This is a genomic window from Crossiella sp. S99.2 (assembly GCF_023094165.1).
In the GTDB taxonomy this organism is placed as follows: Bacteria; Actinomycetota; Actinomycetes; order Mycobacteriales; family Pseudonocardiaceae; genus Crossiella.
The window spans coordinates 524,642-546,087 of record NZ_JALMDK010000003.1 but is presented as its reverse complement, the minus strand read 5'-3'; the positions used below and the strand labels follow the sequence as shown (position 1 = coordinate 546,087).

23 protein-coding genes and 1 pseudogene are annotated in these 21,446 nt (G+C 71.4%); 13 read left to right on the top strand and 11 right to left on the bottom strand.

Annotation, left to right across the window (positions count from 1 at the left end; genetic code table 11):
- Positions 1-73 precede the first annotated feature (73 nt).
- The 3 genes from MZC64_RS13885 to MZC64_RS13875 all read left to right on the top strand — a co-directional run bounded on the left by MZC64_RS13885 (position 74) and on the right by MZC64_RS13875 (position 4,015).
- Complete coding sequence (locus tag MZC64_RS13885) at positions 74-364, top strand: DUF6355 family natural product biosynthesis protein (RefSeq protein ID WP_247756762.1); 291 nt, start codon at positions 74-76, stop codon at positions 362-364.
- Between the two features lie 91 nt (positions 365-455).
- Positions 456-890, top strand: a complete 435-nt coding sequence (locus tag MZC64_RS13880) for a hypothetical protein (protein WP_247756763.1) — start codon at positions 456-458, stop codon at positions 888-890.
- Between the two features lie 11 nt (positions 891-901).
- Entirely contained in the window at positions 902-4,015 is a 3,114-nt protein-coding gene (locus tag MZC64_RS13875; RefSeq protein WP_247756764.1) for a BTAD domain-containing putative transcriptional regulator, read from the top strand.
- Here the strand turns inward: MZC64_RS13875 and MZC64_RS13870 are convergent.
- Positions 4,005-5,204, bottom strand: coding sequence for a cytochrome P450 (locus MZC64_RS13870; RefSeq protein WP_247756765.1), 1,200 nt, complete (start codon positions 5,202-5,204; stop codon positions 4,005-4,007). The genes MZC64_RS13875 and MZC64_RS13870 overlap by 11 nt on opposite strands.
- A 139-nt stretch (positions 5,205-5,343) precedes the next feature.
- On the opposite strand from MZC64_RS13870, the gene MZC64_RS13865 reads away from it, so the two are divergent.
- Genes MZC64_RS13865 through MZC64_RS13855 form a run of 3 tightly spaced genes read left to right on the top strand, consistent with a single transcriptional unit; the run spans position 5,344 to position 8,520 of the window.
- Positions 5,344-6,000: a TetR/AcrR family transcriptional regulator gene (locus MZC64_RS13865; protein ID WP_247756766.1), complete on the top strand. Its 657-nt coding sequence runs from the start codon at positions 5,344-5,346 to the stop codon at positions 5,998-6,000.
- Between the two features lie 38 nt (positions 6,001-6,038).
- Positions 6,039-7,511, top strand: coding sequence for a carboxylesterase/lipase family protein (locus tag MZC64_RS13860; RefSeq protein ID WP_247756767.1), 1,473 nt, complete (start codon positions 6,039-6,041; stop codon positions 7,509-7,511).
- Positions 7,512-7,566: 55 nt separating this feature from the next.
- Positions 7,567-8,520: a hypothetical protein gene (locus tag MZC64_RS13855; protein WP_247756768.1), complete on the top strand. Its 954-nt coding sequence runs from the start codon at positions 7,567-7,569 to the stop codon at positions 8,518-8,520.
- On the opposite strand, the gene MZC64_RS13850 is transcribed toward MZC64_RS13855, so the two are convergent.
- The 5 genes from MZC64_RS13850 to MZC64_RS13835 all read right to left on the bottom strand — a co-directional run bounded on the left by MZC64_RS13850 (position 8,517) and on the right by MZC64_RS13835 (position 12,046).
- Entirely contained in the window at positions 8,517-9,410 is an 894-nt protein-coding gene (locus MZC64_RS13850; RefSeq protein ID WP_247756769.1) for a hypothetical protein, read from the bottom strand. The genes MZC64_RS13855 and MZC64_RS13850 overlap by 4 nt on opposite strands.
- A 126-nt stretch (positions 9,411-9,536) precedes the next feature.
- The gene (locus MZC64_RS13845) at positions 9,537-10,286 is read right to left on the bottom strand and encodes an SDR family NAD(P)-dependent oxidoreductase (protein ID WP_247756770.1); all 750 of its coding nucleotides are present in this window, start codon (positions 10,284-10,286) and stop codon (positions 9,537-9,539) included.
- A 68-nt stretch (positions 10,287-10,354) separates the two neighbouring features.
- A complete protein-coding gene (locus tag MZC64_RS13840) occupies positions 10,355-10,807 on the bottom strand; it encodes a helix-turn-helix domain-containing protein (protein WP_247756771.1) in 453 nt (150 codons plus the stop codon).
- Positions 10,808-10,871: 64 nt separating this feature from the next.
- Positions 10,872-11,006, bottom strand: a complete 135-nt coding sequence (locus MZC64_RS47780; protein WP_282105234.1) for a hypothetical protein — start codon at positions 11,004-11,006, stop codon at positions 10,872-10,874.
- Between the two features lie 107 nt (positions 11,007-11,113).
- On the bottom strand, positions 11,114-12,046 hold the full coding sequence (locus MZC64_RS13835) for a DUF6204 family protein (protein WP_247756772.1): 933 nt from the start codon (positions 12,044-12,046) through the stop codon (positions 11,114-11,116).
- A gap of 126 nt (positions 12,047-12,172) precedes the next feature.
- Between MZC64_RS13835 and MZC64_RS13830 the strand changes: the two genes are divergently transcribed.
- Positions 12,173-13,060 carry an alpha/beta fold hydrolase gene (locus MZC64_RS13830; RefSeq protein ID WP_247756773.1) on the top strand — a complete coding sequence of 296 codons (888 nt, stop codon included), beginning with the start codon at positions 12,173-12,175 and terminating at the stop codon, positions 13,058-13,060.
- A gap of 138 nt (positions 13,061-13,198) precedes the next feature.
- Here the strand turns inward: MZC64_RS13830 and MZC64_RS13825 are convergent, their stop codons facing one another.
- The gene (locus MZC64_RS13825) at positions 13,199-13,750 is read right to left on the bottom strand and encodes a helix-turn-helix domain-containing protein (protein ID WP_247756774.1); all 552 of its coding nucleotides are present in this window, start codon (positions 13,748-13,750) and stop codon (positions 13,199-13,201) included.
- Positions 13,751-13,813: 63 nt separating this feature from the next.
- Between MZC64_RS13825 and MZC64_RS13820 the strand changes: the two genes are divergently transcribed.
- The 4 genes and pseudogenes from MZC64_RS13820 to MZC64_RS13805 form a co-directional block, all read left to right on the top strand.
- On the top strand, positions 13,814-15,136 hold the full coding sequence (locus tag MZC64_RS13820) for an erythromycin esterase family protein (RefSeq protein WP_247756775.1): 1,323 nt from the start codon (positions 13,814-13,816) through the stop codon (positions 15,134-15,136).
- 18 nt (positions 15,137-15,154) lie between these two features.
- Positions 15,155-16,033 carry an alpha/beta fold hydrolase gene (locus MZC64_RS13815; RefSeq protein ID WP_247756776.1) on the top strand — a complete coding sequence of 293 codons (879 nt, stop codon included), beginning with the start codon at positions 15,155-15,157 and terminating at the stop codon, positions 16,031-16,033.
- Positions 16,034-16,197: 164 nt separating this feature from the next.
- Positions 16,198-16,746 (top strand): GNAT family N-acetyltransferase, encoded by a 549-nt coding sequence (locus MZC64_RS13810; protein ID WP_247756777.1) that lies wholly within the window; start codon positions 16,198-16,200, stop codon positions 16,744-16,746.
- An 89-nt stretch (positions 16,747-16,835) separates the two neighbouring features.
- Positions 16,836-17,156, top strand: a pseudogene (locus tag MZC64_RS13805) (ATP-dependent helicase); the annotation flags it as partial.
- On the opposite strand, the gene MZC64_RS13800 reads toward MZC64_RS13805, so the two are convergent.
- Entirely contained in the window at positions 17,125-17,721 is a 597-nt protein-coding gene (locus MZC64_RS13800) for a hypothetical protein (RefSeq protein ID WP_247756778.1), read from the bottom strand. The pseudogene MZC64_RS13805 and the gene MZC64_RS13800 sit on opposite strands and share 32 nt — an antisense overlap.
- A 266-nt stretch (positions 17,722-17,987) precedes the next feature.
- On the opposite strand from MZC64_RS13800, the gene MZC64_RS13795 reads away from it, so the two are divergent.
- Positions 17,988-18,767 carry a DinB family protein gene (locus MZC64_RS13795; protein WP_247756779.1) on the top strand — a complete coding sequence of 260 codons (780 nt, stop codon included), beginning with the start codon at positions 17,988-17,990 and terminating at the stop codon, positions 18,765-18,767.
- A gap of 8 nt (positions 18,768-18,775) precedes the next feature.
- Here the strand turns inward: MZC64_RS13795 and MZC64_RS13790 are convergent, their stop codons facing one another.
- Together MZC64_RS13790 and MZC64_RS13785 are read right to left on the bottom strand one after the other, a co-directional pair.
- Complete coding sequence (locus MZC64_RS13790; protein ID WP_247756780.1) at positions 18,776-19,006, bottom strand: DUF5703 family protein; 231 nt, start codon at positions 19,004-19,006, stop codon at positions 18,776-18,778.
- The gene (locus MZC64_RS13785) at positions 19,003-20,007 is read right to left on the bottom strand and encodes a hypothetical protein (RefSeq protein WP_247756781.1); all 1,005 of its coding nucleotides are present in this window, start codon (positions 20,005-20,007) and stop codon (positions 19,003-19,005) included. Before MZC64_RS13785 ends, MZC64_RS13790 begins: the two co-directional genes overlap by 4 nt.
- A gap of 173 nt (positions 20,008-20,180) precedes the next feature.
- On the opposite strand from MZC64_RS13785, the gene MZC64_RS13780 reads away from it, so the two are divergent.
- Positions 20,181-20,468, top strand: coding sequence for a hypothetical protein (locus tag MZC64_RS13780; protein WP_247756782.1), 288 nt, complete (start codon positions 20,181-20,183; stop codon positions 20,466-20,468).
- Here MZC64_RS13780 and MZC64_RS13775 read toward each other — a convergent pair.
- The gene (locus MZC64_RS13775) at positions 20,440-21,417 is read right to left on the bottom strand and encodes an aldo/keto reductase (protein WP_247756783.1); all 978 of its coding nucleotides are present in this window, start codon (positions 21,415-21,417) and stop codon (positions 20,440-20,442) included. The two genes, MZC64_RS13780 and MZC64_RS13775, sit on opposite strands and share 29 nt — an antisense overlap.
- Between the last annotated feature and the right edge of the window lie 29 nt (positions 21,418-21,446).

Here is a 21,446-nt window from a genome sequence, read left to right as displayed (position 1 = left end):
CCGCTGAAACCCTTGTCCAGCACGGGTTTCGCCTCGCTATGTTCGGATGGAATCCGATCTTGTGGAGGCAGACATGCGCATGTCCAAGCTCGCCGCCGCCGCTTCGGCGCTGGCCCTGACCGCCACCGGGCTGTTCGCGGGGGCCGCGAGCGCCGCGCCCGCGGCGGACCCGTGCGGCTACTTCGAGCGCGGTGCCGACGCGCTGTACAACCACTGTCCCCACGACGAGTGGCCGGTCGAGGTCTACATCGACAACCACGACGGCTCCAAGCGGCAGACCTGCGTGAACACCGGCACCACCAGGATCGGCGAGGCCAAGGTCATCGCGTTCGCCTGGTCCAACCGGAGCGCCTGCCGGGTCTGACCCCTGCGGGTGAGCCGGTTCCCACCTCGGCGGGAGCCGGCGCACCCGGTTCCGGACGACCCTTGCCCTGACGGCATAGAGGGGAGTCAGGATGATCGGGACGGTGTTGGCGGCGGCGTTGCTGGCGCTGCCGGGGGCGCCCGTGGGGGCCTCGGTGACTGGGACGGCGCTGATCCAGATGCAGGACCCGGTCAGCGTGTTCGAGGTGACCGTGGCCGCCAGAGGTGACGCGGGCACGATCCGGGTGGCGCACCACTACCAGGGCGAATCGGGCTGGCTGACCGGGATTGTGGACTGCGTGCGGACCGGGGGACCGGTGGGCGTGGTGACCGGGAAGGTCGACCGGGTGCACGGGATCGGGTGGCTCAAGCCGGGGGACCGGTTCAGCCTGAGCGTGTACGACCGCGGGCGGCGGGACCTGATCGGGATGGCCTGGCAGGCGGAGGCGGCGCACTGCCTCGGCCCGGCCCCGGACCGGGCGATCACCGGCGGGAACCTCAAGGTCGGGGCCGCGGCGGCGGACTAGACTTCGGGCACATGGGACTGGGGGGACCGGAAACCGTGGCCGAGGGCGTGCCGCCCGAGCTGACCCTGCTGGGCCGGGTTTCCTTCCGCGGCAACGAGATCACCGGCCCGCGGATCCACGGGCTGCTCGCGTTGCTGGCCGGGGACCTGCGCTCCGGACGCAGTGTGGGCTCGCTGGTCGCGGGGCTGTGGCCGGAGGTCCGGCCCGAGCACCCGGTGAAGGCGGTGCAGATCCTGGTGTCCCGGGCGCGGGCGCAACTCGGCGCGGAGGTCATCGCCAGCACCCCGACCGGATACCGGCTGGCGCTGGGCGAATCGCGGGTGGACGCGGCCGCGGTACTGGCCAACGCCGAGGCCGCCCGCCGGTGCGCACAGGCCGGGGAGCACCTGGCGGCGCTGACCGCGGCGGAGGCCGGATTGGCGCTGTGCCAGGGGATCGAGCCCGCGGACGGGGACGATCCCGTGGCCCGGTTGCGGACCGAGCGGGCGGCCACGGGGGTGGAGCTGGGCCGGATCCGAGCGATGGCGCTGGCGCGGCTGGGCCGGTTCGCCGCCGCGGTGGGACCGCTGAGCGAGCTGGCCGGGCAGCGGCCGCGGGATGAGGAACTGCTCCTGGAACTGCTGCGCGCCGAGCAGGCCACCGCCGGGGTGTCCGCGGCACTGGCCCGGTACGAGGACTACCGGCGCGGGCTGCGCGAAGAACTGGGCACCGAGCCGGGTGCGGCACTGCGACGGCTGCACAGTGAGTTGTTGCGGGCTACCCAGCCCGCGGTGCGGCGTGGCGTGCCGCACGAGCCGAACCCGTTGCTGGGACGGGAAGAGGACCTCGCCCGGGTGGCCGAACTGCTGCGCGGATCCCGGGTCACCTCGATCGTCGGGACCGGCGGACTCGGCAAGACCCGGCTGGCCTACGCGGTCAGCCGGGCCGCCGACCACCGCCTGGTCCACATCGTCGGACTGGCCGGGATCGGCGCGGACGAGGAGGTCGCGCTCACCGTGGCCGCCGCCCTCGGCGCGGACCGCGCCGACCCGGTGCGCGGGATCGCCAGGGTCCTGGCCGGCGGCTCGGCATTGCTGGTGCTGGACAACTGCGAGCACGTGGTGCGCGGGGTCGCCGAACTGGTGCGCGCGCTGGTCGCGCTGACCCCCGAGGCCCGGTTCCTGACCACCACCCGCACCCCGCTCGGCCTGTCCTCCGAGGCGGTCTACCCACTGCCCGAACTGAGCCCGGCGGCCACCGTGGCGCTGTTCACCCAGCGCGCCCGCGCGGCCCGGCCCACGGTGCCACTGCCCGCCGACACCGTGGCCGAGCTGTGCCAGCGCCTGGACGGCCTGCCGCTGGCGGTGGAACTGGCCGCGGCCCGGGTCCGGGTGCTCTCGGTGCCCGAGATCGCCCGCCGCCTGGACGACCGGTTTTCCTTGCTGGCCGGGGGATCCCGGGACGCCCCGCCCCGCCACCACACCCTGCGCGCGGCCCTGGACTGGAGCTGGACGCTGCTCGAACCCGCCGGACAGGCCGCGCTGCGGGCACTGTCGATCTTCCCAGGCGGGTTCACCGCGGCCGGTGCGGCCGAGTTGCTCGACGCGCCGGATGTGCTTGCCGTGCTGGAACACCTGGTCGACCAGTCGCTGCTGAAGGTGGTCGACACCCCGCTGGGCGCGCGGTTCCGGATGCTGGCCGCGGTACGCGAATTCGGTGCGGCCCAACGCGCCGAAGCGGGGGAGCAGCAGCAGGTCAGCGCCGGATTCCTGCGCTGGGCCACCGAATTCGGCCGCCGCCACCACGAAGAGGTGTTCCAGGACAACCCGGCCGAGACGGCCGAACTGATCCGCGCCGAACAGGACAACCTCACCCACGCGCTGCGCCTGGCGACGGAACTGGCCGACGGTCCGGCCACCGTGGCCGCGACCGCCCTGCTGTCCATCCTGGGCCTGCTGGACAACAACCTGCTCCGGCTGCTGCAGGTGGTCGAGCTGTCCGGCCCGGTGCTCAGCCGCTACCGCCCGTCCCCGGAGCTGACCGAACTCACCCGGACCGCGCTGACCCTGTGCTCGCTCCACAACTTCCAGGGCAGCGGCCTGCGCGCCGGGCGGGCCCTGCTGGCCCTGCGCCGGCTGCCACCCGGTCCGCCGGACTCGCCGATCCGCGCCTTGGCCCAGGTGCTCACCGTCCTGGTCCAGGTCAGCGGCGCGGACGACCCGCTGCTGCGCGCGCTCTGCGAACGCCCGGAGCCGCTGCTGGCCGCGACCGCGGAATTCCTGGCCGGCTACCTGTGGGAGCGCGACGGCGTGCCGGAACGGGCCCTGCGCTGCACCGAGAAGATGCTGGCCACGCTGCCGGCACAGGTTCCGCTGCTGGTGGTGCTGGCCCGCGGCCGGCTGGCCGAACTGCACCTGCAACTCGACCGCGCCGACCTCGCGCTCACCCAGCTGCGCACCGCGCTGGCCGAACTGGACGCGCTGCGGCTGAGCCCGGACTTCGTCGGCACCAGGGCCGGATTGATGCTGGCCAGCCTGCACCTGGGCGCGCTGGAAGAGGCCGAGGAGTGGCTGCCCCCTGGTGTGCCCGGCGACCAGGCCGACTACCAGGAAGCCTTCCGGCTCGGCGTGCGCGCGGAGATCCTGTTGTCCCGCGGCGAGATCGAGATCGCCCTGCGCCAGTACCGCGACCTCGCCGGCCCGCCCGAACCAGCCGCGGTGGAGCCCTGGGCGTTGCTGGCCCAGGGGGTCGCGGTGGTCGCGCACGCCCAGCACGGGCGCCTGGACCAGGTGGCCGGGCTGGTCCAGACACTGCCCGCGCGGCTCTCGGCGGTGCTGGCCACCCCGGCCAGTCCACGCACCACGGTGGAGGAGTTCCCGGCGGCCGGGGTGCTGCTGGTGGCACTGGCGCTGGTGCGGCTGGACCGCGGTGACCCGGCGGTGGCCGCCCGGCTGATCGCACTGGCCGAACGGTTCCGGTACTCCCGCGCGTTCCAGCCGACCATGTCCGCCGAACGGATCAGGGACACCGCGGTACGGGCCGATCCGGCGGCCTACGCCGAGGCGGTGCTGGCCTACGCGGGCCGCTCGCAGCACGAGTTGCAGGCGGCGGCCCGCGCGCTGGTCGAGCTGTGCCTCACCGGGTGAGCAGCGGCAGCGTGCGCACGCCCAGGGTCTCCGGGTTGGGCATGAACTCGGCCGGGCGGTCCGGATCGGCGCGCAGCTTCGGGAACCGGTCGAACAGGATGTCCAGCACCACCCGCCCCTCCAGCCGGGCCAGCGGCGCGCCCAGGCAGAAGTGCATGCCCCGCCCCCAGGCCAGGTGCGGGTTCGGGTCCCGGCCTGCGTCGAAGCGATGCGGGTCGGTGAACACCTTCGGATCGCGGTTGGCCGCGGCGGTCCACAGCCGCACCATCTGCCCTGCCGGGATCGTCTCGGCCCCGACCTGCACCTCGGCGGTGGTGACCCGGTAACCGGTGGCGAACGGGCTGAGCATCCGCACCGCCTCCTCGATGGCCAGCGGGATCAGCGACCGGTCGGCCCGCACCCGCGCGCCCTGCTCCGGGTTGGCGTCCAGCAGCAGCACGGTGTTGCCCAGCATCATGGTGGTGGTGATGTGCCCGGCCAGCAGCAGCAGACAGCCGAAGGTGGCGATCTGCCGGTCGGTGAGCCGCTCACCGTCGACCTCGGCCTGCACCAGCTCGGTGAGCAGGTCGGCCCGCGGCTTGCGGCGCCGTTCGACGGCATGCTCGGTCATGTACGCGCCGAGCTGGGCGGTCAGCTCGTACTGCCGCTGCCCGATCGCCTGCTGGGCCTCGGCGTCCTCGGGGTTGAGCGAGAGTTCCATGTCCCCGCTGAAGCGCTCGTCCACCCAGGACCGGAACATCTCCTTGTCACCGCTGGGCACCCCGAGCAGATCGGCGATGATCGTCACCGGCAGCGGGTAGGCCAGCTCCGCCACCCACTCGAAACCGTCCCGCCCGTCCACCTCATCCAGCATCTGGTGCGTGAGCTGGGCGATCCGGGGCTCCAGATCGGCCACGGTTTTCGGCGTGAACGCATGGCTGATCAGCCGTTTCAGCTGGCGGTGGGCGGGCGCGTCGGTCTGCAGCAGGTTGCCGTCGCCGAACTCCGCGGCCGCCTCCTCGCCGGCGACCAGCTTGAGGGTGTTGGCGGAGAAGTTCTCGTTGTCGCCGAGCACCTCGACGATCTCGGCGTGGGTGAAGACCTCCCACAGGCCCAGCTTGGCGTTGAAGCGGACGGACTCCTCGGGCTGCTCGTCGCGCATCCACGGGAACTGCTGGTGCACGGTGGTCAGGACGGAATTCGTGGTCATGCCGCCGAGGCTGTCGGCCACCGGTTTCACCGTGGTTTCAGCGCGGCTTCCCGAGTCGGCCGGTTGACCGGTCGCGGCCGGATCGCTAACCTCTGTTCCAACCAATCGATTGGTTGGAACCAGGGCCGAAAGGAGCAACGTGCGCGATGCCGAGTGGGAGCCCCGGCGGCTGGCGGCGGTGGCGGTGGCCCTGCCGGACGGGGTCACGCCGTCCGGGACGCGCGGCCGGATCCTGCACGCCGCGCTCGGCCTGTTCGCGGAGTGGGGATTCCACGGCACCTCGATCCGCAAGATCGGCGCGGCCGTGGGCATCAACTCCGCCACGCTCTACGCGCACTACCCGTCCAAGGAACAGGTGCTGGCCGACCTGGTCCAGATCGGGCACGCCGAGTTGCACCACCGGCTCACCGAGGCGGTGCGCGCGGGCGGCACCCCGGCCGCGCGGCTGGCCGCGCTGATGCGCGCGCACGTGCTGGCGCACACCGATTTCCCGCTGCTGTCGGTGGTGACCAACAGCGAACTGCACGCGCTCTCCGCCGAACTGGCCGCACCCGCGCTGGCGCTGGGCGTGGCCTCCGAACAGCTGCTGCTCGACGTGCTGGCGGCCGGCATCGAGGACGGCAGTTTCGACCTGCCCGACGTGCGACTGGCCGCCCGTGCGATCGGCGGCATGGGCCAGCGGGTCGGGAACTGGTTCGGACCCGACCAGCCACACACCCGCACCCAGGTGGCCGAGGCGTTCGTCAGCTTCGCCCTGCGCATCGCCGGGATCACCACCCCGATCCCGCCGGCCTGACCCCCAGACCCCGGCAGCACCCAGGAGAGCGCCCGACCATGGACACCCTCGTCAGCACCCGGCACGGCGACGTCCGCGGCACCCGCACCGCGGCAGGCATCCTTGAATTCAAAGGCATTTCCTATGCCGCGCCCCCGGTCGGCCCGAACCGGTTCCAGCCGCCGCGCCCGCCGCTGCCCTGGTCGGAGCCGCGGGAGGCCACCGAATACGGCCCGACCGCCCCGCAGAACCCGCCGGAAGACCCCGCGCTGGCCCTGCTGCCCCGGGTGGTGATCCCTGGCGAGGACTACCTCAACCTCAACGTCTGGACCCCGGGCACCGACGAGCGCCGCCCGGTCATGGTCTTCATCCACGGCGGCTCGTTCACCGGCGGATCCGGCTCGGTGCCCTGCTACGACGGCGCCGCCTTCGCCAGGGACGGCGTGGTGCTGGTGACCATCAACTACCGGCTCGGCGCCGACGGGTTCCTGTGGTTCGGTCAGGGCGCGCCCAACCTCGGGCTGCTGGACCAGATCGCGGCCCTGGCCTGGGTCCGGGACAACATCGCCGGGTTCGGCGGGGACCCGGCCAACGTCACCATCTTCGGTGAGTCCGCGGGTGGGATGAGCGTGTGCACCCTGCTGGCGATGCCCGCCGCCCGCGGGCTGTTCCGTCGCGCCATCGCCCAATCCGGCGCGGGCCACTCGGTGATCAGCCCGTCGACCGCCGCGCTCATCGGCACCCGGCTGGCCCAGATCCTCGGCGTCGCGCCCAGCCGGGAGGCGATCGCCGAGGTCGAACCGGCCCGCCTGGTCGCGGCCCAGGAACAGCTGGCGCAGGAGGTCGTGGCCAAGCCGGACCCCGCGCTCTGGGGCGAGGTGACCCGCAACCTGATGCCGTTCGAACCGGTCGTTGACGGCGACCTGCTCTCCGCGCCACCGCACGAATGCATCGCCGCCGGCGCGAGCGCGGACATCGACATCCTCATCGGCAGCAACACCGAGGAAGCCCGGCTGTTCCTGGTGCCCACCGGCCTGCTCGGCCTGGCCCCCGAACCGTTCCTGCTCGCCGCGGCGGCGGGCTACCGGCTGCCCGCCGAGGGCCTGGCCCGGTACCGCGCCAACCGGCCGGGGGAGAGCCCGGGGGAGTTGGTGGCCGCGATCATGACCGACTGGTTCTACCGGATCCCGTTGCTGCGCATCGCCGAGACCCACCCCAGCACGCACGTGTACGAGTTCGCCTGGCGTTCCCCGGCCTACGAGGGCACGCTCGGCTCCTGCCACGCCGTCGAACTCGGGTTCGTCTTCGACACCCTGGCCGATCCCGGGCTGGGCCGGATCCTGGGTGATCAGGCCCCGCAGGCACTGGCCGACAGCATGCACCGGGCCTGGGTCGACTTCGCCACCACCGGCGATCCCGGCTGGCCCGCCTACCGCCCGGACAACCGGGTCAGCAGGCTCTTCAACACCGTCTCGTCGATCACCACCGACGACCGGGCAGACGAACGGGCGGTCTGGGACGGTCACCGCTGACGGCAGGCCGTCGCGGCTGGAACACTGGCCGGACAATCGGGGTGAGGGGTGTCGGATGAGTTCGGCGGATCGCTACGAGCAGGCCGCGCACCGAGGCATCGACTGGCTGCTGTCCCAGCTCAAGCCGGACGGCTCCTACGGCGAGGCCGACCTCGCCTGCTACTACAAGTCCCCCTCGGCCCTGGCCCTGGCCGGGCACCCACGTCAGGCCCGCCGCCTGCTGGCGGTCGCGGTCGAGCGGTTCCGCACCGAGGACGGCGACTTCGTCACCAGCGCGGGCGTGAAAAGCGCGAACCCGATCTTCGGCGAGTTCTGGTCCTACCCCAACGGCTGGCTGGCCCTGGGCGCGGCCAGACTCGGCTGGCTGGGCGTGGCCCACGAGGCATACGCGCACCTGCGGAAGTACCGGACACCCGACGGCGCGTTCAGCGCCAACGACTCCGGTATCCCGGACGCCATCAGCACCGCCCACCTGGGCTACCTGGCACTGACCCTCGGCGACCTGGACACCGCCGCGACCGCGGCCACCTGGCTGTTCCACCTGCTCGCCCAACCGGATCCGGCCGCCCGGTTCTACCTGCGCACCGACGAGAACGGCCCGCGCCAGTCCGACGACTCACCACTGCACGTGCTCAGCACCGGCGCCCCGGACCAGCCCTACTTCATGATCGGCTACCCGCTGGCCTTCCTGACCCGCCTGCACCAGGTCAGCGGGCACCCGGACCACCTGGTCGCGGCGCAGAGCTACGCCGAGTACGCGCACCTCTGCGGCGACAACCTCATCCGCACCCCGTTCAGCCACAAGGTCGGCTGGGGCGCGGCGATCCTGGCCCGGCACACCGGCGACCAGCGCCACCAAGCACTGGCCACCGGCATCGCCGACCACCTGCTGTCCCTCCAGGGCCCCAACGGAAACTGGTCCCCGGACGGCCCGGCCCACGCCACCTTCGACGACACCGCCGAGATCGCGCACTGGCTCCTGGAGATCGCCGCCGAACTCCCCGGCTAGAAGGCGGGAATCTTTGTCGTCGAAGCGTTTCCGCCGACCACCGGGGTCAGCGTGATCTGCCAGTGCGCGTTCCCGCTGAAGGACTGGTCGAACTTCTGGAACGCGCAGTCCCTGGTGAATCCGCGCCGCTTGCCGTCCCAGTCGGCGCCGGACTTGAAGTAGACCTCGTAGGTCCCGGCCAGGCTGGACAGGGTGGCCTTTGACTTGGCCCGCACGTAGATCGTGGCCCGCGGGTTGTCCGGCTTGCCCACCACCGCCGAGACCGCGACATCCGAGTCACCGTCGTTGCTGATGTCCAGCCGGGCCCGGCCCTTGGGGCCGCTGCGGTGCACCACCTCGCCGTTCTTGGCCTGCCGGTTCTGCTCCGCCGGCTCCTCGACCTCGGCCGGGATCAGGTTGCCCAGCTTGAGGTTCTGCTTGTCCAGCTCCTCGGCCACCCCGGTCAGCGCGGTGTGCAGCGCGGTCCGCACGTACCGCTTCACCTGGGCCAGATGGACCTCCGGCCCCGGCGCGATCCCGCATTCGTTCGCTTCGACCTCCGGCTTGGGCGTGACCCGCAACTGCGGCGCCACCGCGACGAACGCGGCGAACCGGGTGTGCGCCTGCTTGGCCGCGGCCGGCGGCACGATCTTGTCGATCTCCCCGCGTTTGACGTCGAGCAGCTTGGCCAGTTCCTCCCGGGCCGCGGCGAGATCCTCGACCGATCCGGCCCCGCTGATCCGCTCGATCAACGGCCGCGCCGCCTGCTCCACCCCGGTCAGCACGGCCTGGTACTCCGGCGCCGACATCCCGGCCACCGTGGCCGAGGTGCTCGGCGACGTGGTCCCCTCGCCCTCTCCAGCGCCACACCCGGCCACGGCGACCAGCACCCCGGCCAGCACAGCGATCACGGGCAGCCTGCTACCCAGCACGATTCCCAAATCCCCCACCCCCACTGAACTTCCAACTGGCGGAAGCCTATCGAGGGTGGCCAACGGAAATCGGACTTCGTGTCCGGTTCGTGCCCAACCACTTGCTCAGGCGTACAGACCGCCGTCGATGCGCAGCACGGCCCCGGAGACGTAGCCGGCACTGGGACCCGCCAGGTAGGCGATCGCGTCGGCGATGTCCTCGGGGGTGCCGATGCGGCGCAACGGAATGCTGGGCAGCGCGGCCTCGGCTCCCGCGCGGTCGAGCATGTCGGTGTCCACAGCCCCGGGCCGGATGCTGTTCACGGTGATGCCGCGCGGTCCGAACTCGTGTGTCCAGGCCCGCCCGTAGGCTTCCAGCGCCGCCTTGGACGCGGCGTAGTCCCCGACCAGCAGGCCGTTGCTGCGGTCCGAGCCCGCGGTGCTGATCAGGATGATCCGCCCGCCCTGGCCAAGGTGCGCGGCCGCGGCCCTGGTCCCGGCCACCACACCGTGCAGGTTGGTGCGGAACTGCCGGGCCAGCAGTGCCTCGTCCCGCCCGGGATCGGTGAGCGCGCCGCCGTGGAACAGCCCGGCGTTGTGCACCAGGATGTCCAGCCTGCCGAACCGGCCCACGGTGTCCTCAACTAGGCGGACCATCTCGGCGTCATTGCCCACATCCGCGCGGAAGGCTGCCGAACCCGGCGCCGACGCGGCGACCTCCCTGGCCTTGTCCGCGGCGTTGAGGTAACTGAACGCCACCCGCGCGCCATCCCGGGTCAGCCGGCGAACCGTAGCCGCGCCAACGCCCCTGGACCCACCGGTCACCAGCGCCACCCGCCCGTTCAGCGGGCCGGCGATGATCGTCTTTTCGCTCATGCCCCCACGCTGACAGCGCGCCGCGGGCCGCGCCTGCCCCTGCGCTGGGTACCCAGGCCGCGGGAACCCTAGGCCGGTTCGCCCGTGCGCACGGCCAGTCCACCGGGCTCAACCCGCCGGCCGTCCTTGGTGACAAAGCACAACTCGACCTCTTCGCCGGTCTCCGCGTCGGTGTAGACCGGCGTGGTCCCGGCCTCCACCGGCCGGTGCTGCTGACCCCAGCGGGCCAGTCCGGCCAGCACGAACACCAGGTCGTGTCCGGCCGCGGTGAGCACGTACTCCTCGCGGGCCCTGGCCCCGGTCACCTGGTAGGTGCGCCGCTCCAGCACGCCCTCGTGCACCAGCGCGGCCAGCCGGTTGGCCAGCACATCCGGCGCAACGCCGAGGTTCTTGCGGAAGTCGGAGAAGCGGGTGCGGCCCCAGAAGGCCTCCCGCGTGATCATCAGAACCCATTTCTCGCCGAGCAGGTCAACGCCGCGGGCCACCGCGCACCGCGCCTGCCTGCTGATTGCCTGCGTCATGGGGCAGAGGTTACCCCACTGGGTTGGCCACTCCTATTTAGTGGTCTAGGTTGGCGATACCTACTCAGAGGGAGCGATGATGGATCTGCACGATCGAGCGGGCGTGGTCACCGGAGCCGGCAGCGGGATCGGCCGGGCGCTGGCAGTGGAACTGGGCCGCCGCAACGGCGAACTCCTCCTGGTCGGCCGCCGCGAGCACCTGCTCCAGGAGACCGCGGACCTCACCGCCGAGGGCGCGATCGAAGCGATCACCACCGCCGCCGAGGGGTCAGCCTCGCCGTGGACGGACTCCGCGCCCGCTGACCCTCAGCGGCCCTTGCGCTTGATCTTGATGTCCCGCATGTCGGTGACCGCCACCTTGTACCCCTCGCGCACCGGAAGCCCGTGCGCGGCAAGCACATCCAGGGCCTTCAGCTCGGCCACCTCGTCATCGTCGTCCGGCTCGGCGGGCAGCTGGCAGCGGAAGGTGAACACGGTCGCGCCCGGATCGTGGCTGAACGCTCCCGCCTCGGTGAACCCGATCCCGCTGGCCGCGGCCAGCGCTGCCCGCTGCGCCTCGGACAACGGCTCGAACTTCCCCCGGATACTGACCCGAAACACCACTCTGTCCTCTCGTACGGCATAACCCAGCACTCGATCCCCGAGCACGTCCTGCACCCCGTCCAGCAGCCGGAGCACCGCGGCGCCGATGGTCGCCGGACGCTGCCCGGCCACCACCCGCCGCCCGATCTCGCCGAAGACCAGCGCGTGCGCCCAGCCGATCTGCTCCGCCACCAGCCGGGGCAGCAGCCCACGGTCGCCGGTCTCCCGAACCAGTTGCGCGGCAAGCGAATCCACCATCTCCGCACCCAGCCGCTCCAGCCGGGCGGCCAGGGTCGGCGCGGCCAGCATCATCGGCAGCACCCGGCCGAAGCCCTCGGTCAGCCCGACCGCCCGGTCCCGCCGCCGCACCTCGGCCCGCAGCTGCGCGAGCACGGCCCGCGCCGCCGACATCCCGGCCGGCCGGACCCGCACGATCTCGGTCAGCCGGTCCGGCGAGGCCTGATCCGGCGGCAGCACCAGGTCTTCCTTGGCAGGGAAGTAGTTGTAGACGGTGTTCACCGAGACCTCCGCCGCCTCGGCGACCTCGGCCACGGTCACCCGGTCGAAGCCCCGGGCCACGAACAGCTCCAGCGCCACGTCGGTGATCCGTTGCGCGGTCTGCCGCTTCTTCCGCTCGCGCAGCCCCGGCGTGCTCACCATCGAAGTGAAACACACCCCAAACTTGGAGTGCACCCCAATATTCGTGCTCGTTGCCAAACCCACGACCAGGGGATGTGCGCCGACTCGCCGTAACCGATCCACCCGGACTTCGTTAAGGCCGACATGAGCGAAGCCCTGCTCCTCGAAGACGGAACCGTGCTGAACCTGCTCCGCCGCGGCGACCCGGCCGCCCCGCTGACCGTGCTGTTCGCCCACGGCTACGCCCTGGACCACCGGGAATGGCACCGCCAGCTCGACGTGCTGGAAACCGCGGTGGCCCGGCCGGTGCAACTGCTCGCCTACGACCACCGCGGCCACGGCGAGTCCAGCCCCGCCACCCCGGAGACCGCCACCATCGACCAGCTGGCCGACGACCTGGCCGTGGTCATCGAACGCGCCGTGCCCAGCGGCCGGGTGGTGCTGGTCGCGCACTCCATGGGCGGGATGGCCGCGCTCGCGCTGGCGGTGCGGCGCCCGAGGCTGTTCTCCCAGCGGATCGGCGGCCTGGTGCTGCTCTCCACCGCGGCCGGCGGCTTCGCCGAGACCAACCTGGGCCTGGCCCAGCCGGTGGGCAGGCTGGTGCACGAGCTGGAACGGCTGTTCGGCCCGGTGGTGCGCAAGGTCCGGGAGAAGATCGAACCGGCCAAGACCGCCGGCCTGCGCTGGTTCCTCTTCGGTGCGGCCCCCCGGGCCGAGGACGTGGAACTGACCGCGGACATGGTGTGGTCGAACTGGCCGGAGACGGTGGCCCAGTTCAAACCCGCGCTGGACCGGCACGACCGGCAGGCCGCGATGGCGGTGGTCGAGGGCGCCTCGCTGGGCGGCGCGGAGATCGTGATCATGACCGGCGACCAGGACCGGCTGTGCCCGACCAGCCACGTCGCGGAGATCGCGAAGGTGCTCGGGGGAGGGGAGCAGGTGATCGTCCAGGGTGCGGGTCACATGCTGCCCCTGGAGCACCCGGATGAGGTCACCGGCCGAATCGCGACCCTGGTAGACCTGCTGCCCTAGTCGATCAAGCCGCTGACCAGGGCCGATCTCGCTCGGCTTGTGTTCTTTGCTATCTCGATTGCTTCAGTGATGGCTGAAATCAAGCGAAGAAAGGCAAAAGGAACCCAAGCCGCCGCGAACAGGGGAGTGGCCCGGCGCCTACCGCTCCTCGTCCTGCTGCCCGGGCCGCGCGATCGGAAAGAAGATCGGGCTCACCAGGTACGGAGCCCGGTCCGCCGCGGCCTGGTTGCCCGCCCGCGCCCGCAGCAACGCCACCATCTCACCCGCCAGCTCCGTCACCTCCGCCGTGCTCAACCACAGCGTCCCCTGCTTGTACCCCACCCCATCAGCGGGCGGATTGGCCCCGTCGCGGTCCAGGTACGCGTTGAACTCCGCCAGCAGTGCCGCCATCGCCGCGGCGAAGCCGTGCCGGTGATCATCCAGCGTCATCGCCGCGGCGGCCGCGGGATCGACCACGGTGCGGTCCTGGCGAAGCCGGTAGTGGCGTTCGACCGCGCCGTGCACGCGTTGTTCGTCGGCGACCTCCAGGATGCCGCCCTCGGCGAGTAGGCCGACATGCCGGTACAGGGTGGTTTTGGGCACGTCGGGCAGCTGGGCGCACAGGTCGGAGGTGGTGACGGTGCGGCCACCGGACAGGCACCAGGTGATGCGCAGCCGGACCGGGTGCAGCAGCAGGTCGAGGGTGTCCACCCGGCCTACGATCCCACATCTGGTACCGTTCCCAAAGTTGGAAACGCACAGAGGGGGATCCCGGTGAGCACGAACATCTCCAGCCAGGCCAGGCTCAGTGACGCGGCGGTGCTGCCATTGCACACGCTCGATCCGGCCGCGCCATTCGACGATCTGGCCTGGCTGGACGAGGTGATCGGCGACGCGCGAGTGGTCGCGATCGGCGAAAGCTCGCACTACAGCACCGAGTTCCCGCGGCTGCGGCACCGCGTGCTGCGCTACCTGGTGCAGCGGCACGGGTTTGTCGCCGGCACCGAGGAGAACGGGTTCGTCCAGGGACAGCTGGTGCACGACTGGATCAACGGCGGCCCCGGCGCGGTGGGCACGGTCCTGGCCGACGGGTTCGGCTCGCTGACCGGGTTGTGGCGGCCGGTCCGGCTTCAGCTGGAATGGCTGCGCGAGCACAACCGCACCGCCGCGGAGCCGGTCCGCTACTACGGCATCGACCTCGGCGGCTCCAACGTGACCCCGCTGCCCAGCCTGGACGCCGTGCTCGGCTACCTCGCCGAGGCCGATCCCGGCTACCGGCCCGACCCGGTGCTCCGCGAGATCGCGCTGACCTTCGCCGCCACCTCAGCCTTCGGCATCCCGGCCGCGGTGGGCGGGTACGGCGCACTCGAACCGGAGCGCAAGAACGCGCTCACCGCCGGACTCGCCGGGCTGCTCGCGCGCCTGTCCGCCAAGCGGATCGACTACACCGCCCGCACCGGCGCCGAGTGCTACCAGCGGGCCCAGCGCGCGCTGCACGCCGCCATCACCCTGGACGTGATGGTGCGCGCGATGGCCCAGGGCGACCTGGAAACCGCCTCGCTCAGCCGCGAGGCCACCCTGGCTGACACCGTGGAGTGGGTGCTGGGCCGGGAGGACCGGATCGTGCTCGGCGCGCACAACGGGCACGTGCAACGGGTCCCCGGCGCGATCCCGGGCACGCCGCCGATGACCGGCCTTGGCGTGCACCTGGCCGACCGGCTGGGCGCGGACTACCGGACCATCGGCACCACCTCGGGCCGCGGCCAGGTGCTGGGCAGCGGCTTCTTCGCCGGCGACTTCTTCGAAGAGCTGCCCGAACCCCAGCCCGGCAGCCTGGACGCGCTGCTCGCCGCCAGCCACGACGGCCCCTTCGCCGTCAACCTGCGCACGCTGGGCGAGGCCGACCGGCAGGCCGTGCGAGCCGCCAACCAGCACCGCCACGGCACCTACTACAACGAGCTGGACCCCCTGGTCGCCTACGACGCGCTGGTGCACGTCCCGGTGGTCAGCGCGGGCGAACCGGACGCCGAGGCACTGGCCGCCTCGCCGCCGGAGGTGCGCGAGATGTTCGCCAAGTGGCAGGGGAGTGGTGGCTGATCGGCCAGAATCGCGGTCATGCGCGAGGTCGAAGCACGCACGGTGACCCTGCCCGACGGACGGCGGCTGGGCTACTACGAGTTCGGCGACCCGGCGGGCCTGCCCTGCGTGTACTCGCCGGGCTGGCCCGCCTCCGGTCTGCTGGGCGGGGTCTACGACGAGACGGCCCGGGAGGCCGGGGTCCGCTGGCTCTCGGTGGACAAACCTGGTTGCGGCGCCTCGGATTTTGACCCGCGCCGCTCCCTGGCCCGCTACGCCGCCGACCTCGCGACCCTGGCCGATCACCTCGGGCTGGCCAGGTTCGCCGCGGTAGGGGAGTCCGGCGGCGGTCCGCACGCCCTGGCCCTCGCGCACGCGCTGCCGGACCGGCTGACCACCACGATCCTGCTGGCCGCCCTCGGCCCAGGGCACGAAAGCCAGGTGCGCCAAGGCATGCGCGGCGGCAACCGCTGGCTGTTCCTGCTCGCCCAGCACGCGCCCTGGCTGCTGCGCCTACAGCTGGGCGGGCTGAGCCGGCTGGTGCGCGACCCGGCCAGGGCCCGCAGGTTCGAGCAGTCGATGCTGCGCCGCGCCTCGCCAGCGGACCGCGCCGCCCTCGACGGCGTGGACACCGGCTGGCTGGCCGGGGCAGCCGCGGGCGCGTTGCGGGACGGCGGCCGCGCGGCGGCCCAGGAACTGGTCATGATCGCCCGGCCGTGGGGGTTCGCGCTGGGGGAGATCACCGCGCCGGTGCTGGCCTGGCACGGTGATCAGGACACCAACGTGCCGCTGTCAGTGGCCCGGCGGCTGGCGGACACACTGCCGGACTGCACGCTGCGAGTGATCCAGGGCCAGGCGCACGGCGTCGGCCTGGTGGTCCGGGACGAGGTGCTGGCCGCGATCCGGGCCGCGGGCTAGTTCCGCACCCCCGACCAGCAACAACACCGCCTCTGCCCGATCTAAAATTCTCTTGCCACGATGGCTTCAGTGTCGAGTGAAATCAATCCCAGCGAACCAAGTGCAACCCCAAAACCCGCCGGGGAGCACACAAATCGGCTTGCCCTCGCCGCGATGATCGACCCATGGCTCAACCCACCCTGCACACCCCGCGGCTCACCCTCGTGCCGCTGGCCGAGGAGCACCTCGACCTGGAGATCGAGCTGGACGCCGACCCCGAGGTGATGCGCTACCTCGGCGGGGCAGCCTCCCGCGCCGTGGTCGAGCAGTCGCACCGCAGGCGGCTCGCCGCGGCACGAAAGGTGCCCGGCCTCGGGTTCTGGGTTGGCTTCGCGGAGGACGGTTTCGTCGGCTGGTGGATCCTGCAGCCGCCACACGGGCCGGACCAGCCCGAGGTCGACGGCGAGGCCGACCTCGGCTACCGGTTGCTGCGCAGCCGATGGCGCCGCGGCTACGCCAGCGAAGGCGCGCGCGAACTGATCCGCTACGGCTTCACCGAGGTCGGGCTCGACCGGATCTTCGCCCAGACCCTGGCCGGCAACACCGCCTCCCGGGCGACCATGACCAGCGTCGGGCTCACGTTCGTCCGGGCCTTCCACTCCGGCGGACAGGACGAGGTCGAGTACGAGATCACCCAGACCACCTGGCAGCGCGGCGCACCGGCCTCCCCCTGACGCGGGAGCCACTTCGCCCCGTGGCGGCAGCCTGGACGGTTGGGAATGCGGGCCTGAACCAGGTGCTCGACGGTCCGTGGATCGTCCTCGGCCTGCCGCCGGAGTACCTGGACGAGATCGAGGGCTTGGTGAACGCGCCCGGCCTCTTCTCCTCCACCAGGACGGCCACGGAAGCGCTGCGGGACAAGCTCGAGTACCCGTTCCCGCGCCCGGACGACCCGCTGGCCTCCGCCCGGCAGAAGGCGGTGAACTCGCGTGGTGGCAACGGCTTCCGGACCGTCGCCGCCACGCACGCCGCCGCTCGCTACGGCGGCTTCATCAGGGCCTCACTCCCGCCGTTCTGGACGACCTACGACCCCGAGGTGGTCCGCAGCGCCCTCAAGCGCCTGGACGAGGCCCGGACCCGGTGATCCGCTCGACCAACTCGTCGCGGTAGGCCTGAGCGTCCTGCAGTTCCGGTTCGGAGCCGTCGGTCCGTTTGAGTGCGCCTTCGAGGATCCTCAACGCCTGCTGTTCGTCGCCCTTCGCGTCCGCCAGCCGGGCCGCGTTCTCCATGGCTTTCGCGAGCTTGGTGCGCGCCTCGGGTTCCTCGGCGGACTTGTTGATCCGGATCCAGTTGCCACCCGGATCGATGACGGCGAACCCGGTGTACCGGTCGTTGCGCAGCCGAGGCCTGGTCATGCGCGGAATGCCGGAGATGAGCAACTTCCCGTGCACAGCGCGCATCCCCGCCGCGAACGCCTCGAACAACGGCCCGGTGTCCTGCACGATGATCAGGCACGTGCTGTGCGACTGCTCCGGAACGTGGCCGTCCATCCCGTAGAAGTGCAGGTTGATGTCCTCGCGCTGCAAGGCGATGTGCGGGTTCGGCCGCGTCTGCCGATAGGTGATCGAGAAGCCGAGCATCTCGTAGAAGGACGCGATTTCGTCGATGTCTCGACAGGGCAGGAGCGGAATCGTCAGTTCGTTTGCCACCGCCCGAAACTAAGCCCGGACCCGCCGAAACGACACGGAGCTATTTGCTCAAGCGAACATCGGAACGGCTCCCCGGCAAGAGCAACGCCGACCCCACGGCGATGACGAGCACCCGCCCACGTGACGTCCCCGCGTGCTTTCCCGTTCGCCCAGCGCCGTGCGCATAATTCTTTCTTAGCTCGATAAATTCAGTGTCAACTGAAGTCAATCCCTCAAGAACCAAGAAAAAGCCCAGCCCAGAGGCAGGCGAGTGCCAGACTGCGTCGGTGGTTTCCGAATACGCCCAGTGCGACCAATTCCGCGGTGCCCGTATCCACCTGTGCGATCTCGCCGGCCTGGAGATCCGGGATTGCGAGGTGGACGGCCTGAAGATCGTCGACTGCTACGGCAGCGAGGTCTACCTCGGTGGTGACTTCGAGCGCGTCGTGGTCAACGACGTCGACGTGACCGCCTACGTCGAGGCCGAGCTGGACCGCCTGCACCCCGCACGGGTGCTGGCGCGGGATGCGGCGTCCCCCGAGGACTACCGGGCCACGTGGCAGGCCGTCGAGTCCCTGTGGGGTGCGACGCTGGACCGGGCGAAGCTGTTGCCCGAGGCGAAATTGCACGAGCGGGTCAACGGCGAGTGGTCCCTGGTGGAGACCCAGCGGCATCTGCTGTTCGCCAGTGATGCCTGGCTCGGCAGCGCCGTGCTGGCGGAGGAATCGCCCTACCACCCGTTGGGCTTCCCGGCCGGGGGGATGCCGCCTGAGGCGGCGGCGAAGCTCGGCCTCACCCTCGATGCCACCCCGACTCTGGAGGAGGTGCTCGCGCCGCGGCTCGCCCGGATGGCCGTGATGCGGCGGGTTGTCGACGGGCTCACCGCGGCCGAGTTGGACCGGGTGTGCGGTCGTAAGCCGGCGGAGCCGTATCCCGACCAGGAGTACGTCGTGCGCCGCTGCCTCAAGGTGGTGCTGAAGGAAGAGGCCGAGCACCACCGTTACGCGGTGCGTGACCTCGCGGTGCTTGAGGCAGGTGTGTCCGGTGAGCCTTCGGCCCGGGGGTGAAGGCCGGGCTAGATGATGATCCCGGGTAGGCCGGCGTGCGCCGGTCGGCGTTTGCGGCGGAGCCAGATCTTGCGGGTGCCGTCGGAGAACAGCAGTACCCTGGACAGCTCCCACCCGGCGAACTCGGCGTGGATGGCGAGCTGGGTGGCCGCCGCGCGCCGGGAGACTCCCGGGGGGATGCGCAGCGGCTGGTACTCCCAGTCTCCGTCGACCACCGCCTCGTTGGCAGCAGCACTCATGGTTGCACCACCTGTACCCCTCCTCCGTCCGCGGAGGCGACCAGTACGCGTCCGCTCTTCGGATCCACCGTCACCGAGTTGGGCTGGTGCACGGTGGCAAAGCGATACTTCTCCTCCGGCGAGCCGGAGGCGACGTTGTAGCCGACCACCTCGTCGCGTTCGGTGAGGGTGATCCACGCGAGGTCCCTGGTGCGGTCGTAGGCGATCCCGTAGGGCGCACCTGGCACGGGGTAGCGCTGGCGCATGATCAATGGGTTCGTGGAGAAGGCGAGTAGTTCGCCGCCGCGGGTGTCCACGGCCAGGACGCGGCCGAAGCGGTCGGTGACCGCGTGTGTGGTGGCGTCGCCGGCGCGCAGGCCGGCGCCGAGTTCGCCGGTGGCGGGGTCGACCTCGATGACGGCGGTGCGCAGTTCGTCCAGGACGACGACCTTCTTGCCGGCGGGCAGGACGGCGCTGACGCCGCGGAAGCCTTCGTTGATGGTGCGTTCGAGTTTGCCGGCGGCGTTGAGTACGGCGATGCCCTGGCCGGGTTCACGCAGCGCGACGATGGTGCGGTCGCCGACCTGGGTGGCCGCGAGCGGGCCGCCGTTGACCTCGAAGGTCTCGGCGGTGCCTGCGGGCAGGGTGATGCGGAGGAGTTTTCCGTTGGCGCGCACCGGGGCGAGGAGTTTTCCGTCCACAAGGGAGAGTTGGTCGACCGGGCCGGGCAGCGGGATTTCCCGCGGGGTGGCGGTGAGGTTGTCGGCCGGGTAGAGCAGCAATCGGGCGGGGTCGGTGACCGCGATGGCGACCGTTCGGGTGGTCTCGTCCAGGGTGAGGGCGGTGGCCTTGCCCGGGAGCGGGGTGACGGTGCCGGCGGGGATCGCGCCGCGGGCCGCGGCGATCGCGGGGCCTGCGGGGATGACCTCGTCGGGTGGCTGTTCGTTGGTGCTGCTCTGGCTCGTTGAACAGGCCGTGAGCAGGACTGTTCCGGTAAGCAGGGCCGCCATCAGCCGACGCACTCGTTTCCTCCCGTGTTGACCGCGGTGCGTTCAGCATCCCGGAAGTTCACGCGCTCGTCACGTTCCGGGTGTGAACAACTCCACGACTTGTAACTCGTAGTAGTTGTTGAACGAAGTATTACCGTGTTGGCCGTATCCGCCCCGAACCGCCCCACCCGTTGAAGGAGCCCTCGATGAACAGCACCGGCTCGCGGGGTTCCTTTGTGCTGGAGGGGTTGCGGGTGGGGGAGCACGCGCACGGTCACGGGCACCTGGTCGATGGCCGGGAGTTCTCGTTCGTGTTGCGGCACGGGGTCGCCCGGTTGGTGGTTTATCGGGCGGATGCGCCCGCGGTGCCGGGGCGGGCGCATGTGGAGCTGAGCAGGGAGGCTCCGGTGGACGGGGTGGAGCCGAGGGACCGGCGGGCGGTGGGGGCGTTGTTGCGGTCGATGCTCACGGCAGCGGGCGTTCCGGGTAGCTGAGTTCGACGGCGCTGACGTCGTCGAGGGCGGCGCGGATGGCCGGGGGCAGGGTGAGTTCCTCGGCGGCGAGGCAGCCGGTGAGCTGGGCGGTGTCGCGGGCGCCGATGACGGGGGCGATGACCTGGGGGCGGTCCCGGACCCAGGCGAGGGCGACGGCCAGGGGTGAGGTGCCGAGGCCGTCGGCTGCGGTGGCCACGGCCTGGACGATGCGGGCGGTGCGTTCGGTGCGGTGGTGTTCGACGTAGGGGGCGTAGTGCGGGCTGGCGCCGCGGGAGTCGGCTGGGGTGCCGTTGCGGTATTTGCCGGTGAGCACGCCGCGGCCGAGTGGGGCCCAGGGGAGCAGGCCGAGGCCGTGGTGGGTGGCGGCGGGGATGACTTCGCGTTCGACGCCGCGTTCCAGGAGTGAGTATTCGACCTGGGTGGAGATCAGTGGGGCTGGGCTGTGCTGGGCGTGCTGGCGGGCGGCGGCGGTGGCGGTTTGCCAGCCGGAGTAGTTGGAGATGCCGGTGTAGCGGACTTTGCCGCTGGTGACGGCGGTGTCGAGGGCGGCGAGGGTTTCCTCGATGGGGGTGCTGGCGTCCCAGGCGTGCAGTTGCCAGAGGTCGATGTGGTCGGTGCCCAGGCGGCGCAGTGAGTCGTTGAGGGCGGTGAGCAGGGCGCCGCGGGAGGCGCCGCCGCCGAAGGGGCCTTCGGTGCGGCGGGCGACGGCTTTGGTGGCCAGCACGATGTCGGTGCGCGGGATGGCTTCGGCGAGCAGGTTGCCGAGGATTTCCTCGGCGAGTCCGTCGTTGTAGACATCGGCGGTGTCGACGAGGGTGCCGCCGGCTTCGCAGAAGGCGAGCAGCAGGTTGGCGGCTTCGTCGGCGTCGGTGTCGCGTCCCCAGGACATGGTGCCGAGGGCCGTGCGGGAGACCCGGAGGCCGCTGCGGCCGAGCTGTCGCTGTTCCACGGCGATTTACCCTAGGTGGTTCGTGAGCC

Bases quoted from the DNA above. Each gene is read 5' to 3' on its own strand.
- MZC64_RS13870 (WP_247756765.1), bottom strand. From the start codon at position 5,204: ATGACCACGAATTCCGTCCTGACCACCGTGCACCAGCAGTTCCCGTGG.
- MZC64_RS13815 (WP_247756776.1), top strand. From the start codon at position 15,155: ATGCGCGAGGTCGAAGCACGCACGGTGACCCTGCCCGACGGACGGCGG.
- MZC64_RS13880 (WP_247756763.1), top strand. From the start codon at position 456: ATGATCGGGACGGTGTTGGCGGCGGCGTTGCTGGCGCTGCCGGGGGCG.
- MZC64_RS13885 (WP_247756762.1), top strand. From the start codon at position 74: ATGCGCATGTCCAAGCTCGCCGCCGCCGCTTCGGCGCTGGCCCTGACC.
- MZC64_RS13845 (WP_247756770.1), bottom strand. From the start codon at position 10,286: ATGAGCGAAAAGACGATCATCGCCGGCCCGCTGAACGGGCGGGTGGCG.
- MZC64_RS13780 (WP_247756782.1), top strand. From the start codon at position 20,181: ATGAACAGCACCGGCTCGCGGGGTTCCTTTGTGCTGGAGGGGTTGCGG.
- MZC64_RS13840 (WP_247756771.1), bottom strand. From the start codon at position 10,807: ATGACGCAGGCAATCAGCAGGCAGGCGCGGTGCGCGGTGGCCCGCGGC.
- MZC64_RS13855 (WP_247756768.1), top strand. From the start codon at position 7,567: ATGAGTTCGGCGGATCGCTACGAGCAGGCCGCGCACCGAGGCATCGAC.
- MZC64_RS13810 (WP_247756777.1), top strand. From the start codon at position 16,198: ATGGCTCAACCCACCCTGCACACCCCGCGGCTCACCCTCGTGCCGCTG.
- MZC64_RS13875 (WP_247756764.1), top strand. From the start codon at position 902: ATGGGACTGGGGGGACCGGAAACCGTGGCCGAGGGCGTGCCGCCCGAG.
- MZC64_RS13860 (WP_247756767.1), top strand. From the start codon at position 6,039: ATGGACACCCTCGTCAGCACCCGGCACGGCGACGTCCGCGGCACCCGC.
- MZC64_RS13790 (WP_247756780.1), bottom strand. From the start codon at position 19,006: ATGAGTGCTGCTGCCAACGAGGCGGTGGTCGACGGAGACTGGGAGTAC.
- MZC64_RS13830 (WP_247756773.1), top strand. From the start codon at position 12,173: ATGAGCGAAGCCCTGCTCCTCGAAGACGGAACCGTGCTGAACCTGCTC.